The sequence below is a fragment of the Salinihabitans flavidus genome, from assembly GCF_900110425.1.
In the GTDB taxonomy this organism is placed as follows: Bacteria; Pseudomonadota; Alphaproteobacteria; order Rhodobacterales; family Rhodobacteraceae; genus Salinihabitans; species Salinihabitans flavidus.
Genome location: NZ_FODS01000041.1, coordinates 1 through 14,621 on the forward strand (window position 1 = coordinate 1; position 14,621 = coordinate 14,621).

Annotated in this window: 16 protein-coding genes; 9 read left to right on the forward strand and 7 right to left on the reverse strand. The window is 58.6% G+C overall.

The window, feature by feature from the left end:
- The 6 genes from BMW66_RS18525 to BMW66_RS18550 all read left to right on the forward strand — a co-directional run.
- A partial coding sequence (locus BMW66_RS18525) for an integrase core domain-containing protein (RefSeq protein ID WP_139196162.1) occupies window positions 1-353 on the forward strand: 353 nt, incomplete at its 5' end.
- A 269-nt stretch (window positions 354-622) separates the two neighbouring features.
- Window positions 623-1,702 carry a glycoside hydrolase family 183 protein gene (locus BMW66_RS18530; RefSeq protein ID WP_175483318.1) on the forward strand — a complete coding sequence of 360 codons (1,080 nt, stop codon included), beginning with the start codon at window positions 623-625 and terminating at the stop codon, window positions 1,700-1,702.
- A gap of 351 nt (window positions 1,703-2,053) precedes the next feature.
- Window positions 2,054-3,511: a UbiA family prenyltransferase gene (locus BMW66_RS18535; RefSeq protein ID WP_093120608.1), complete on the forward strand. Its 1,458-nt coding sequence runs from the start codon at window positions 2,054-2,056 to the stop codon at window positions 3,509-3,511.
- On the forward strand, window positions 3,508-3,927 hold the full coding sequence (locus BMW66_RS18540) for a GtrA family protein (protein ID WP_093120609.1): 420 nt from the start codon (window positions 3,508-3,510) through the stop codon (window positions 3,925-3,927). Before BMW66_RS18535 ends, BMW66_RS18540 begins: the two co-directional genes overlap by 4 nt.
- Before the next feature lie 3 nt (window positions 3,928-3,930).
- Complete coding sequence (locus tag BMW66_RS18545) at window positions 3,931-5,271, forward strand: FAD-binding oxidoreductase (protein ID WP_093120611.1); 1,341 nt, start codon at window positions 3,931-3,933, stop codon at window positions 5,269-5,271.
- Window positions 5,268-6,008 (forward strand): SDR family oxidoreductase, encoded by a 741-nt coding sequence (locus BMW66_RS18550; RefSeq protein ID WP_093120612.1) that lies wholly within the window; start codon window positions 5,268-5,270, stop codon window positions 6,006-6,008. Before BMW66_RS18545 ends, BMW66_RS18550 begins: the two co-directional genes overlap by 4 nt.
- 331 nt (window positions 6,009-6,339) lie before the next feature.
- On the opposite strand, the gene BMW66_RS18555 is transcribed toward BMW66_RS18550, so the two are convergent.
- Entirely contained in the window at window positions 6,340-7,299 is a 960-nt protein-coding gene (locus tag BMW66_RS18555; RefSeq protein WP_093120614.1) for a DUF808 domain-containing protein, read from the reverse strand.
- A gap of 145 nt (window positions 7,300-7,444) precedes the next feature.
- Window positions 7,445-8,062 (reverse strand): HD domain-containing protein, encoded by a 618-nt coding sequence (locus tag BMW66_RS18560; protein WP_245729556.1) that lies wholly within the window; start codon window positions 8,060-8,062, stop codon window positions 7,445-7,447.
- Between the two features lie 225 nt (window positions 8,063-8,287).
- Between BMW66_RS18560 and BMW66_RS18565 the strand changes: the two genes are divergently transcribed.
- The 3 genes from BMW66_RS18565 to BMW66_RS18570 all read left to right on the forward strand — a co-directional run bounded on the left by BMW66_RS18565 (window position 8,288) and on the right by BMW66_RS18570 (window position 10,994).
- Window positions 8,288-8,815, forward strand: a complete 528-nt coding sequence (locus tag BMW66_RS18565) for a BLUF domain-containing protein (protein WP_093120615.1) — start codon at window positions 8,288-8,290, stop codon at window positions 8,813-8,815.
- Window positions 8,816-8,920: 105 nt separating this feature from the next.
- The gene (locus BMW66_RS20155) at window positions 8,921-9,238 is read left to right on the forward strand and encodes a hypothetical protein (RefSeq protein ID WP_139196267.1); all 318 of its coding nucleotides are present in this window, start codon (window positions 8,921-8,923) and stop codon (window positions 9,236-9,238) included.
- On the forward strand, window positions 9,201-10,994 hold the full coding sequence (locus BMW66_RS18570; protein ID WP_175483319.1) for a DUF2194 domain-containing protein: 1,794 nt from the start codon (window positions 9,201-9,203) through the stop codon (window positions 10,992-10,994). The genes BMW66_RS20155 and BMW66_RS18570 overlap by 38 nt, the downstream gene beginning before the upstream one ends.
- Here the strand turns inward: BMW66_RS18570 and BMW66_RS20160 are convergent.
- The 5 genes from BMW66_RS20160 to BMW66_RS18590 all read right to left on the reverse strand — a co-directional run.
- Window positions 10,991-11,746 carry a hypothetical protein gene (locus BMW66_RS20160; protein ID WP_139196268.1) on the reverse strand — a complete coding sequence of 252 codons (756 nt, stop codon included), beginning with the start codon at window positions 11,744-11,746 and terminating at the stop codon, window positions 10,991-10,993. The two genes, BMW66_RS18570 and BMW66_RS20160, sit on opposite strands and share 4 nt — an antisense overlap.
- Window positions 11,747-11,768: 22 nt before the next feature.
- A complete protein-coding gene (locus tag BMW66_RS18580; RefSeq protein ID WP_139196270.1) occupies window positions 11,769-13,013 on the reverse strand; it encodes a glycosyltransferase in 1,245 nt (414 codons plus the stop codon).
- A complete protein-coding gene (locus tag BMW66_RS18585; protein WP_093120619.1) occupies window positions 13,010-13,951 on the reverse strand; it encodes an NAD-dependent epimerase/dehydratase family protein in 942 nt (313 codons plus the stop codon). Before BMW66_RS18585 ends, BMW66_RS18580 begins: the two co-directional genes overlap by 4 nt.
- On the reverse strand, window positions 13,948-14,334 hold the full coding sequence (locus tag BMW66_RS20165) for a hypothetical protein (RefSeq protein WP_139196272.1): 387 nt from the start codon (window positions 14,332-14,334) through the stop codon (window positions 13,948-13,950). Before BMW66_RS20165 ends, BMW66_RS18585 begins: the two co-directional genes overlap by 4 nt.
- A 3-nt stretch (window positions 14,335-14,337) precedes the next feature.
- A partial coding sequence (locus BMW66_RS18590; protein ID WP_139196265.1) for an integrase core domain-containing protein occupies window positions 14,338-14,621 on the reverse strand: 284 nt, incomplete at its 5' end.

A 14,621-nucleotide genomic window follows, 5' to 3' on the forward strand; every position in this document is an offset into this window, starting at 1 on the left:
AGCAGCCGAGGAACCGGAACACGATCATCTCCCGGCCGATGCGCTTCGACATGATCTGTGAGGCGAACGGCATCGAGCACCGGCTGACCAAACCCAACCATCCATGGACCAACGGCCAGGTCGAGAGGATGAACCGCACGATCAAGGACGCGACGGTCAAGCGCTTCCACTACGACAGCCACAATCAGCTACGCACGCACCTCACAGACTTCATGGCAGCCTACAATTTCGCCCGGCGGCTCAAAACTCTCGGCGGCCTCACGCCCTACGAATACATCTGCAAGGTCTGGACCTCAGAGCCGGATCGTTTCATCCTAAATCCGATCCACCAGATGCCGGGACTAAACACCTAGCCGCTTTCGGGCTCATACGGAGCAGTGCCCTGTATTGTGCACATTCCGCTGTTCGGATTGTGAACGCGAAGGCAAAATTCGTTGTCGCAACCTTGGCGGTTTTTCACCTATTATGCGTATCCACAGCGCCGCCCGCGTGCGGCGGCGTCGACGATTCTGAACAAGGGGGATCCCACATGACCTTGCGTCCAAGGACGATCAGGGCCTGTATGGCCATTGCGGGTTGGCTGATCTGTACAGCGGCAGGGGCGAGTCCGGCGCCTGACGAGGTGAGCGAGGCGGAGGCTGTTCCGGAGGTCGTGATGACGCTGGTTCCCCAAGACGAGCCGCTCCTTTACGTCGGCGCGGCCGAGGTGGTGCGCCAGATGACTGGAGCGGACTCGTTCAACGCGACTGATCGTTGGAACATCCATGGCACGGACCTCGGCCACATGATCCTTCACAAGGACGCGCTTTACATGGTGTTCGGCGACACCTACGGACCCAATGGCGGCGCCTGGCGCAGCAGCACAATGGCCCGGCTTGCCGATCCCGACCCGCGCGGCGGGTTCACGTTTTCTGCGATGATAGAGGCCGCAGACGGCACCGCCAAGGAACTCATCCGATCAGACAAGATTCCGGGCTTCGAATGGACCGTGATTCCCACCAACGGCATTTCACTCGGTGAGCGGATGGTGCTGCACTACATGGCAGTGCGGATGTGGACATCGGACGGGCGCTGGATCGTCCGCCAATCGGGCCTTGCCTATTCCGACGACGACGGACAATCGTGGCAGCGCTCGCCCTCGGCGATCTGGCCGGCCAACACCGGATTCGAGCAGGTTGCTTTCGTCGAGAACGACGGGATGATCTACAGCTTTGGTATCCCTCAGGGTCGCTTTGGCGTAGTGAGCCTGCGGCGCGTCCCGCACGCGGCGATGTTTGATCCCGCTGCCCACCGCTATTGGGACGGCAGTGGCTGGGTGGCTGACCATGCCGCCGCCGCGCCGGTTGTCCCGGCACCTGCGGGCGAGCTTTCTGTCGCGTGGAGCGAAGCCCACCAGCGCTGGATGATGATGTATCTCGACGAGAAGCGCGGCGCGATCGTGCTTCGCACCGCTCCGACGCTCGTCGGTCCGTGGAGCGATGCACAGAATGTGGCGCAGGCCCGTGACTTCCCCGGCCTCTATGCGCCCTATATCGTGCCCGGTTCCGAGATCGACGACACGGTACATTTCACCATGTCGCGTTGGAAACCGCTCTACAACGTCTTCTTGATGAAGGCGGCGCTGATGACCGAGATGCCTGTTGTCGCCGTGGATCAAGGGCTGAACGATACGGCCAACCCTCCCCGGTTCAAGATTCCCTGATCAGCGTCGCAGCGGACTTGCCCGACAAAACCGGCGCAACTGGTCGGCGGATTCACGCTTAAGCGGGTTCAATCATGTAGCGATCGCTTTTTTGTTGTCGGGCAACGACGGTAGGCTCAACGATGAATGCGCTGGCTGGCCGACTGACGGGGTCTGGACGGTTTGTACGCTGGTGCTGGCCCACAGTGTTGGACACATGGAATCGCCGCGACACGCATCCAAAGGACAAAAAAGCCAAGGAACGGGCATGACTGTTCGTAAAAGCCATAAAAGCCAACAGGACCATGGCGAATTTTTGTCAGAGCACCTTTGGCGGTCAGACGGGCGGGGTGCAGGCCCGGCATCGCTCGGATGAGTGCGCAGAACGAAGGGATCAAGTCACCAGAGCCGCGCTCGGAGACGGTGCTGGTTGTTGACCTCGACGGCACACTTATGCGAACGGACATGCTCTTCGAGACTTTCTGGGCCGCCTTGTCCATACGCTGGCAGAACCTCCTCGCGGCGTTGCGCGTGCTCCCGGAAGGGCGCGCACCTCTCAAGCGGAAGCTCGGGGAACTTGGTTCGGTGGATGTTGCAGGGCTGCCCATAAACAGGGACGTTCTGGCCTATGTGCAGCGCTGGCACGACGAGGGAGGGCGGACAGCGCTTGTCTCGGCCGCAGATCAGAAGCTGGTCGCTCAGGTCGCCGAGCATCTCGGTCTCTTCGACGAGGTACACGGGTCGGACGGAACGCTGAACCTCAAGGGCGCAAAGAAGGCCGCGTTTTTGTCCGAGCGCTTTCCCGGTGGTTTCTCCTACATGGGAGACAGTCATGCGGACTACGCGATCTGGGAAAAGGCGACGCATGCGGTCACAATTGATGTGCCCCGGTCACTGCGGGCTCGGGTCGATGGTCTGCCGGTCGAAGCCGAGCATCTAACGACGCGGCGGCCTCTCGCTGAGGCTGCTCTGCACGCGATGCGGCCACACCAGTACCTTAAGAATGTGCTCATCTTCCTGCCGCTAATCGCAGCGCATCGACTCGACGCCATGACGCTCATGCAGGCGGCGCTGGCCTTCGTGGCTTACAGCCTTGTCGCATCGTCGGTGTATCTGCTGAACGATCTTCTTGATCTCACTGCGGACCGAGCCCATCCGCGTAAGCGCGAACGCCCGCTTGCCTCGGGTGCGCTGCCGCTCTCGTGGGGAACCGCGATGGCACCGATGCTGCTGATCGCGGGTGTCCTGTTCTCGCTGCCGCTGGGTCCGGATTTTCTTGCGGTGATGGGGATCTACTACTTCGTTACAACGGCCTATTCCTTTGCGCTCAAGCGCCGACTTGTCCTGGATATCTGCACGCTGGCTTCACTCTACACGTTGCGGATCATTGCTGGCGGAGTTGCAACGGGTATTTCCCTGTCGGTCTGGCTACTTGCCTTCTCGATGTTCTTTTTCTTTTCTATGGCTGCGGTCAAACGCCAGACTGAGTTGGTGTCGCGCGTAACGGAAGGTGAGGAAACAATGCAGGGCAGGGGTTACACGAGCGGCGACTTGCCACTGGTCGCCAACATGGCGGTAGCATCGGGTTATGTTTCGGTACTGGTCATGGCTCTCTATCTCAACTCGCCGGCGGTGACGCTCCTCTATTCATCCACGGCGCCGCTCTGGGGTATCTGCCTGATCCTGCTGTACTGGATCAGCCGGATGGTGCTTCTGGCCCACCGCGGAGAAATGCACGACGATCCGGTGGTGTTTGCGGCACGCGATCGCGTGTCGATTCTCTGTGCCGGGTTGATCCTTGGCCTTGCGGTGGCCGGGACGGTTCTATGACGGCGACCTCCCTGGTCACACGATATGCGGGTTTTGCGGGGCTCGCGACGCTTTCCAATCTTGGGGCGCAACGTCTGGTGCTCGAAGTGGATGACGGGCCGGTCGGCTTTGCAACGGCGGTTCTTGTTGGCACCCTTGTCGGGCTGATGTTGAAATACGCGCTCGACAAGCGATGGATATTCGGCGACCGCTCGAGTGGGGTTGCCATGCACAGCCGCAAGTTCACGCTCTACACGGCGATGGGGGGCGTCACGACCGCGATCTTCTGGTCCACCGAAACAGCGTTCTGGTTGATTTGGCAGAGTGATCTCGCGCGCGAGACAGGCGCTGTGCTGGGCCTCACTGTGGGCTACGTCGTCAAGTACCGGCTCGACCGGCGTTTTGTTTTCACCGACACAATGCTTGGACGGAAATGAATAATGTCTGCGTTCCGCACAGTCGAACTTGCTGGCTGGGGTCGCTATCCGCGCCGGCCGGGTCCCGTTGCACATCCGCGATCGGTGGACGAGATCGCAACGCTGCTTCAAGGGGGAGGCATCATCGCGCGCGGTAACGGTCGCGCCTATGGCGACAGCGCGATGGGGGCCGCAGCCACGCTGGATCTGCGTCGCCTGGACCGGATGCTCGCGTTTGACGCACAAAGCGGGCAGCTTGTGGCCGAGGCGGGAGTGCTGCTTGGCGACGTGATCGCGGCCTTTCTGCCGCAGGGCTGGTTCCCGCAGGTCACGCCGGGGACAAAGTTCGTGACCCTTGGCGGCGCAATCGCCGCCGATGTCCACGGCAAGAACCATCACAGGGACGGCTCCTTCGGGGCCTTCGTTGACTGGATCGACGTGATGAACGCCGATGGCAAGGTCGTGCGCGCAAGCCGGGAAGAGCAGGCAGACCTGTTTGCCTGGACGGTGGGGGGCATGGGCCTGACCGGCGTGATCCTGCGCGCGGCCATACGTCTGCGTCCGGTCGAAAGCGCCTGGATCGCGCAGCAGACGATCCCCGCGCCCAGCCTGCGCCACGCGATGGACGCCTTCGAGGCGGCAGACGACGCCCTCTATTCGGTCGCCTGGGTCGACTGCCTTGCCAAGGGGCCTGCATTGGGCCGGTCGCTGGTGATAACGGGCGACCATGCGCGCGCGGCGGACCTGCCGACACAGTACCAAAGCAAACCCTTCGAAACGCCGCGCAAGCGACGCCTCTCGCTGCCCTTTGACGCACCCGCAGCGGCGCTCAACGGCTTGTCGGTCCGGGCTTTCAACGCACTATATTGGAAACGGGGGCAGCGCGCGCCGCGACACCGGCTGATCGACTGGGACAGCTACTTCTATCCGCTGGATGCCATCCTTGGCTGGAACAGGATCTATGGGCGCCGCGGATTTCTGCAGTTCCAATGCGCACTACCGCTTGAGACGTCAGAGACGGGGCTGGCGGCACTGCTGTCCGAGACGGCAAAGGCCGGTCAGGGCTCGTTTCTTGCGGTGCTGAAACGATTTGGTGCGCAGGAGAGCCGATTTTCGTTCCCGATGGCGGGCTACACACTGGCGCTCGACTTTCCGGCGAACGCGCGGACGTTTGCGCTTCTTGACAGGCTGGATGCCATCACACTCGATCATGGCGGGCGGTTCTACCTTGCCAAGGACGCGCGACTTGCTGCGTCGTCGCTACACCGCGCCGATCCGCGCGCGGAGACGTTCAGAAACATGCGCCGGGAGGCGGGACTCGACCGCGCCTTCGCCTCGGCGCAATCAGAAAGGCTGATCCTATGAAAGACACGGTTCTCGTTCTTGGCGGGCGTTCTGACATCGGTCTCGCGGTGGCGCACCGTTTTGCCGCGGCGGGACATCCCATGGCACTCGCTTTGCGCAATGCCGAAGACCTTGAGGCGGCACGCGCCGACATCGCCCTGCGCCACGACATCCAGGCATCGCTGCACGAATTCGATGCGCTGGACACAGGCGCGTTGCGAGGTTTTGTCGAGAGCTTCGATCCGGTGCCGGGTGTCGTTGTCTCGGCGGTCGGCGCCATGGGGGATCAGGCCGAAAGCGAGTGTGATCCCACTGCCGCGGCGCTCGTGATGCGCTCGAACTACGAGGCGCCGTCGCAGGCGCTGGAATTGTTCGCCGGACGAATGGAGGCGCAGGGTCACGGAACCCTTGTCGGAATATCCTCGGTCGCGGGCGACCGCGGGCGGGCATCGAACTATGTCTACGGATCGGCCAAGGCCGGGTTCACGGCCTATCTTTCGGGTTTGCGGAACCGCCTGTCGCAGACCGGGGTGCATGTGGTGACGGTCAAGCCGGGCTTTGTCGCAACGCGGATGACCGAGGGAATGGACCTCCCCGCCGCTCTTACCGCCACACCCGACGAGGTGGCAGAGGCGGTCTTCCGAGCGGTTGAGCGTCACCGCTGTGTTGTTTACGTCAAACCGATCTGGTGGGCGGTGATGCGTGTCATATGCTCCATACCCGAACCGATCTTCCGCAAGACGCGCATTGGTGCCTGAATAGAATCGTGGAATTTGAGCCACTCCCCAATCCACGGACAGATTTCAGTTTAGATGTTTGATCCCGGACTTTGATTGTGCAGTGTTTTCCATGGAATGGAAGGAGGCGCTATGGGCCAGATCCCTCCTGAGAGTGCCACCACGATAGTGGCAATTCGTTAGGCCATTGATCGCACGAACGAATTCGCCTTCATCGCATTGCCCGGTGCAGAACCGCCGCCAATCTTCTCAAGCATCTTGCCGAAGCCGTGCCTTACACGATCACATCCACTATCGCATGTATGTCAATGCCGAGGGAGACGCCGGGATGGAGCGCGCGCTTAGAAAGGCGTCAGGCGGGTATCACGCGCGTCCAGATCGGCTTGATCACCTTTACCCCAAGCGGGATGAGGGCTGCGCCAAGCGCCAGTCCGACAAGCCCGTCGATACCCGCAGTCACCGTCCATTCCACCGCTCCCGTCCACTCGCCCATACCACTGGCGGCGGCCACGGCCACATGATGTATCCAGTCATACATCGCCGGATATCCCATCTCACCAAGCGCGTGCAGAATGATGGATCCCCCCACCCACAGCATCGCCGCCGTCCCCACCACCATCAACAGTTTCATGAACACCGGCATGGCCTGCACGATCCCCCGGCCAAGCGCGCGGGTCAGGCCCAGTTGGCCTCGTTCGGCCATGAAAAGCCCCATGTCATCGGCCTTTACGATAAGCGCCACCGCGCCATAGACCAGCATGGTGATCCCCACGGCCACCGTCGCCAGCGTCGCGGCCTCCATCAAGAAACTGCTTTTGGGTATGGCCGCCAGCGCAATGGTCATGATCTCGGCCGAAAGGATGAAATCCGTCTTGATCGCGCCTGCGACCTTTTGTTCTTCAAGATGCGCCTTATCGCCTTCGGAGTGGCTGCCGTCCGGGCCACCGTGTCCCTTCCCGAACCCCACCGCATGGGCGACCTTCTCGGCCCCCTCGAAACACAGATACATCCCGCCCAGCATCAGAAGCGGCGGGATCAGCCATGGGGCGAAAGCCGACAGCGCCAATCCCGCGGGCAACAGGAATACCAGCTTGTTGATCAACGACCCCCGGGCGATCCGCCACACGATTGGCAATTCGCGAGCGGGCGAGAAGCCCTGCATGTATTTCGGGGTCACCGCGGCGTCGTCGATCATCGCGCCCGCAGCCTTTGAGCCCGCCTTGGCCGCCTGGCCCGCAACGTCATCTACCGACGCCGCTGCCATCTTGGCCAGCCCCGCCACATCATCGAGCAACGCCATCAAACCGCTCACGTGATTGTCCCCCGCAAACCTGCAGCGCCTTTGGTCTGACGCAATTAGAGTGTTATGACGCTTTTCGCCTTTCTCGCAAAGGTCGCGCCGTCAGCATCGCCGACATTTCCCGATTGCAATTGCTGCGGCAAGAAGGAACGGTCGGCTAGGCAACCGGATCAGGAAGACCCTTGACGACGCCGGCTTGCAAGACATTCGGATCGTAGGCCTTGCGTGCGAAGACCACACGCACGTCATCGGCAAAGCTCTCCAGAGGGTCCATCGGATAGTCGGGATCGAAACTCGATTGATCCCATCGCTCGCAGAAATCCGCGCAGCTTTGATAGCAGGGATGATCCTTGAACCGCTGACGCTCCTCGGGATCCCAGCCATAGTGCAGGGCGTAGTAGGCCATTTGGAAAATGCCGTGATGCTCGACGACCCATGCAACCTCCTCACGGACATATGGGCGCAGGATCTCCGCGGCCATCCGATCGTGATTCTGTGGTGCGAGCCTGTCGCCAATGTCGTGCAACAGTGCAGCCACGACCCAGTCCCGGTCCGCCCCGTCGTGGCGCGCACGCGTGGCGGCCTGAAGACCGTGCTCGAGCCGGGTGATCCTGTAGCCCGACAGGGTCTCTTCTGCCTGCGCAGCCAGTTCCCTCAACAGCCGATCGGCAGTACCTGCCACGAAGGGCTTTTCGAGTGTATCGAGCAGCTCGTAATCCTCCCGGGTGCCGTCTTTCATCTGCGTGAAGGAAACCGTGGGTTGCTTCTCGCTCATATTGCTGCCTCCGTCTTGCCGTTGTCGCGCTTCGCCGGGTCCTGTCGTGAAGGTGGTTGACCAACCTTGCACCACCTGTTCGCAATGCGCCAGATCACTTGACCACATGTAACGCCAAGATCAAACTCTCGTGGTGACTTCAGTTCATCTGTGGAATACCGGCAATTGGACCTTTAAGCTGGCGCCCATTGCCACAACAATAAAACGGCTTGAAGGCAGGTGTGCATGACAAGATATGTGGGGTTGGCCTATTGTTCCAAGCCGACAAACTTCTCATTCGAGCAGTCCGAAGAAATTCTGCGGGTCTCTCAACGCAACAATGAGCGCGACGCGCTTACCGGTGCATTGATCTACGACAACAACACCTATCTTCAGTGGCTTGAAGGGGGTGCGAACGAAATTCGGGCTGCTTTTGCGCGGATCTCCCGCGATCCTCGCCATGGCAAGATCAAGCTCCTGGCCGTGCAGGAACTCGATGATCGTTGGTTCCCCGACTGGTCAATGACGGCTGCAGTCACGCAGGATCAGACATTGCGCGGCCTCAAGCTGGTGCCGCACCTGTCGCTTTCACAATTCAACCCCTTCGACTGGTCCGAAGAAGATGTAACCTACTTCATGGATGCGCTCAGTGATTACCTGACAAAACGTCCGGCTCCAAAATCTGAGCCGCTTAAAGACGACAGTGTTTCACCGAGGGTGGTGGGAGGCAACCCGCTGGCCAGTCTTGATCGGCGCCTGCATAGAATTCTCTGAAGCGCATAATTCGGCAGTCACCCCCGAAACCGGTGGATGAATTTCACAGTATCGGGGTAGAAAACACGAATGGGGTGCTGGACCGGCTCGAGGACGGAAACTCAAGTGCTGGACATCGGCTACGGTATCGGCGACCCCGCCCGCAGCATTGTGTCATGGCCTGGAATCACGGCAATGCCGTTCAGTACTCTTATGCCGAACACCTCAGCACACCCTGACAAAACCGGTCAGGTACAAGGTCGCACACAGGCCAATCTGTCAGCGACGATACTGACTTCAACCAGGCCGACTTTAAGTAATATTCAGCAATATCCATATCAACAACTGTTTGCTAATGTTGTTCAACAAGATAGCATTTCACCACAGTTGGCAGGAATGTCTATCCATGTCCTTGCATTTCAAAAAGATTCTGATCCTGACTAACAGCAATGATCAACCGGGCGCCGTCGTGGCCGATAACACGGTTGCTGTTCTACGTTATGCGCAACTTGAACATGTGATAGTTGATATCGGCCCGGAGACCACCTTTCCTGATCTGGCAGAGTTTGACGTGATCCTGATTTGCACTGAGAACGTACAGGATTTGCCGGCAAGCAGTGCCCAAAAGGTGATAGACTTCGTATGTAAAGGCGGCGGCCTTGGTGTGCTCTACAGGTGCACCCACGACGACTTGAACACTCTTTTCGGAATATCGCCGCCCGAGCTACGCAGCGCCTATATCACCCCTGACTACGGTGAAGAGGGCCTCCGGTTTCCAAGCCGTGCCTTGCCTGCTTTTGCAGGATTGACATTGGATGCAGCGGACATGGGCGGACACGCCATGCTGGACCTCTGGATTCTGCGGGATGTTGAAATCATTGCGACGACGATGAGCAGCAAGCCAGTTGCATGGAGTAATAGTTTTGGCGATGGCCGGGTGATTTACTGGAACACGGGTTTCCTCGGAGAGAAGCGGGCCCGAGGGTTGATCACCGAGACGATTCAGTGCCTGCGACCTATAGCCGTTATATCCTTGGCAAATGCCAGCGTTTTGCAAGTGGATGATTTCCCTGCACCTCTGAGTGATACACTCCATGGCGCCGTGGCCGACGAATTTCCGGAAATCATGGCGTCAGAGTTCTATTGCACTATCTGGTATCCCGATCTGATCACCTTGGCCGAGACAGTGGGAAAACCACTTAGCCTTTTTTGTATGTTCGACTACACGAATCGGACGACGCCTCCATTCGCTCCCTGGCGCAACGCGGCGCTCGAGGCAGGTGCGGGGAATCCCGACACTGATACATTCGTTGCAGGGCGCGTCTTGCCTCCTGCTGAAATGGGCCTGCACGGATTTAATCATCTGACCCTCACCAATAGTGCATGGCCGGATCACACGGCCATGAAGGCCTCCCTCAAGGCAGCGCTCACGATCTGGGATGAAATGGGATTTGGTCCTGCGCCGACGGCATATGTCCCGCCAAATAATGAATATGATCGGGTTGGAGCCGCTGCGTTGCGAGCGGCCTGCCCGACGGTAAGAGTGATCAGCGGAAGCTACATCGGCGTGAGCGAGGCGCTTGGCGGCAATCGCGAGTTCGGACCCGAGCCGTGGGAACCTTCGCTGTTCTGCCTGCCACGGGCGACATCGGGCCACGAGTGCAAAATGGAAACCCTTTTCGATGCCGCCAGCCAGATTGCCACGTTCGGAACCTGGACTCACTTCATACATGCTGACGACATATGCGACTCCCCAGCGCAGGGGGCGGCGACCAGCGGGCATCGCAACCCTCGCAATCTGCCTTGGCGAGGCGGCGCGAGTAACCCCGGATTGCTGAACGAACTGACTCTGCTGCTACACACGATGAAACGCCGGTTTCCTTGGTTGCGAGGCATGACGACAACAGCGGCGGCCGATACCGTCGCGTCCTTTTTCAAGAGTCCGTGGGCAGTTTCCGTGGAGTATACTCAGGTAAGAATCGTCGGGGTGCAAGGCAGTCATTATCAGGTTCGCCTGAACGGTAACCCTAGGCCACGCATCAGAAAATGCAATGGCGCTCGGGTGCTACACCACGAACATGCCACAGACTATTCGCTCTATTTTATCGCTCAGGAGGCGGACGAAGTAAGGATCGAAATCAGCTGTCAGACACGAATTTCGAGAATAAAAAGAAACCTACGTCGGTTGGTATCAACCTAAGGTTCCAGAAAGTGGGAATAGCCAGCCGCTTCTACGGCGGCTTCAAATTCGGCATAATTGCAGATGTCATCGGACAACCTGTCTGACGTGGCCTTGCGATATCTGAGAGCTATGGTTTCAGGGGCTACAAGGCCCAGATAGCCAAAAATTAGCTCAATAGTCTCGACGGGATCAGAGGCCAGTTCTTCATACTCAATTCTCAGGGCGATTCCTTCAAACACGCTTTCGACGCTCTTCTCCAGTGATGCTTCCATTTTTGCAAAAATTGCCGTCAGCCGGATCGCTTTCTCAATATCGATCGATGCAGGCCCGGGTTTGGGTTCTTCGGCGCGAACCGCCCACGGACTATTCCACTCCCCCGTCATTTGTGTTGCCCTCTCTTGCGCCCGCAACTGGGAAATTGCTGCCTTAAGATGATTTCCACGGGTCATTGTCACAAGCTTAAACCCATGCTCCCGAAGTTGCAGGAGGTAGGATTCTGGCTCTACCAGAGAACGATGAGAAAGCTTTAGACCGGCAACAGGCGTGACGCCAGCATGCGTGTCAACAAATTCCTCAAGCTGTGTCGATTGTTGTTTGGCCACTTCTGCCCTGCAAAGACCGTTTCGATGACCTTCCGTTCGGATGCGGGTTGTGGGTTCGTTGTCCACACTGACACCAGGCGTCTGGCTTAGGGTCGCGCAGACCAGATTGCTGCCGACCCTTCCCCAAGGCATCAGGATAGCAAAAAAGATTGTCCCGCGCGCGTTCAATGGGTGCGCCTGATCTCGAGGCTCAAAGGCGCCCCAGCAAATGCTTGAATACCGCTAAGCGTCTTGGGCTCCTATAAACCCAGTTTGCAACGCCTTCCCTAATACGAGATGGAGGTGTCGCGGGGCCGGACGCTACCTTCCAATGATCCTTGTATTTGATATGATCGCAGTACCAAGCGGAATAGCGTTCCCGCAAGAGATGTCGCTTGAGCGGTCCACGACGGCCACCCCGGTACCTTTCTATCGCTCTCTGCCAGAACTTAGGCCAGTTTCGGGTTGTTTCTTCCCAAGTCCAGTTGCTGATCTGTTCGAGATTCTCCTCGCTCAATCGGGGCAACAGCGCGCGATCATACAACAGGCGCTTCAAGGCTTCAGTCATTGCCGCGATCGTGCGTTCGGGTAAAATGAATTCTGATTGCAGCGGCCCGAAGACATCAGGCACGATCCCGACACGGGTTGATACCACTGGTACACCTGAGGCCATCGCCTCGAGCACCGGGTTTGGGGTACCTTCGATTTCAGAGGAGCAGACCAGGACGTCAATCTCGCCGTAGTAGGAGACCATTTCGGCATGATTACGCATTTGCACGGTCGAATCCGCAAAGTGCGAAACAACATCGTGGCCGTCCGCCTTGAGAGCATCAATGGCGGGGATGAGGATGGAATTGAGCCCTTTGGCATCCCGCACCGGGTCATTGCCCCAAGCTGAGTTTCCGACCCATCCAACGGTCAACGGGCCCGCTGACCGTGCCAATCTTTCCAGATTCGCCGGCTGAAATCGATTGGTGTCGACTCCATCCGGAATGACCGCGAGAGGATCACCGAAACACTCTATGTCGGAATAGATCGCCTCAAGCGCACCTGACGACACGCTGTAGCCGTCCATGAATGAGAATGCCCGCTCACGCCACGGAAAGTGCCGCGGCTCCAAAAATAGGTGATCATAGACCGAGGCGGTGATGGTCGTTCCGCTGATCGCTTCAAACAAGGCCTCCGGTGTATTTTGAAAGCGAGATGACGCCTTGAATAGCGTTTCGGGATTGAGCATGTGCTGCACATCTTCGCGCCAGAAGAAATGCACAACGTCGAAACGGTCCATAATCTTGAAGACCTGGTTTAGAAAAACCTCCGGGTATCCGACCGACCCAGCCATGTAATAGCGTTCAAAGTCGTATTTGTCCGAATGCTGGCGCACGATCTGATCACAAATGTTGTCATAGGCCCAATTTGGGATGTCGGGACAGAGCAGAATGCGTGGCTTGGTCATATCGCTTCCCGAGACAACAGTGGATCATCGAGGCTGCGGGTTAACCCTTCTCGCAATGTGATCGGCTGGCGCAGGCCGAGAAGTTGCAGCATCTGGCTGGTGCAGCCCTTGGAATGCTTGATGTCCCCCAAACGAGCTGGCGCAAAACGAGGTTCTTTGCGATTGCCCCCGAACTGGACATCAATGATGCGACTTACCTCCAGCAGCGAGACCGAGTGCCCCGTGCAGACATTGCTCACCCAACTTTCAGGAATGTTCCTCAGCCGCTTCATTGCGGCAACAAAAGCCTGAACCACATCAAGGACATGGATAAAATCACGCGTTTGTTCCCCATCGCCGAATATCTGATTTGGTCGATCAAGCCGTTTATTTCGGCAAAACTGAGCCAGCACGCTGGAGTATGGCGATGTCGGATCCTGACCATTGCCGTAGACGTTGAAAAGCCGCAAACCCGCAGATGGCAACCCATGGATGCGCCAAAAAGCACGGGCATGGTGTTCGCAACTAACCTTGTCGGCGCCGTAAGGAGAGATCGGGCGCTCTGGAAGGCTCTCGTGGCAGACCTCACCACTTCTATCTCCGTACACTGCTGCCGAAGAAGCGTAGACAACCGGCACACCGCCTTGAGCCTGAGCGGCGCTAAAGACGTTCATCGTGCCAGCGCAATTCGTTGAATGGGCGCTAGCCCAGTTCGCGATGCAGTCCCGAACGTCAGCATTCGCGGCGAGGTGAAACACGCCGTCAACACCCACCATCGCTTTACCGAGGGCGGCAAGGTCTCTTATGTCCGCGCGAACGTGGCGTATTCCTGGGGCAGGCGCATCACGACACACACGGATATCAAGGACTGTCACCGCGTCACCAAGCGCTGCCAACCTCCTGGTGAGATGTCCACCTATGAAACCTGCGCCCCCTGTCACCAGCCACCGACTGCTCATAACGGTCTCCGATCCATTGCACGCTTGGCCAGCCGGATTGCGCCGGGACAGTAGCTGCGTACCAAGTCATAGCCGCGAAACAGCATGCGGTTGCGAACGATGATCCGGCGGGCCCGCGCCAACCCGCTTGGCCGTCTTTTCCGGAACCGTTCATACAATTGCCGATCAATGTCACGCGACTCCTCTTTTTGAGCAACTGAGCGGCGGGCGGCTTCAATCAACTCTTGCCAAATGGGCCAACGAGTGGACCAGGCGAGGGACTCACGACGACTGATATTTTCCGCCTGCATTCGCTCGACAAGAGCAGGCGTTGCAATCAACTTTTCCAACATGGCAACAAGAGCGTGAACCGCCCCGGGTTTACCGGAGAGTTTCTGGTTCAATGATTAGGCTACTTTTTCGACGGCATTCAAGCTTGCATAGAAGGCCTCCTCTGCTTCTTGCGGCGTGACGTAGCCAATGGCGCTGTGCAGGCGGGTGTTGTTATACCAGTCGACCCATTTCAGGGTTTCCCATTCGACCTGACCAACGGACTTCCAGGGGCCAAGGAACTTGATGACCTCGGTCTTGAACAGGCCGATGATGCTTTCGGCGAGGGCGTTGTCGTAGGAATCCCCGACGCTGCCGACTGATGTGTCGATGCCGGCCTCGGCGAGCCGCTCGGTGTATC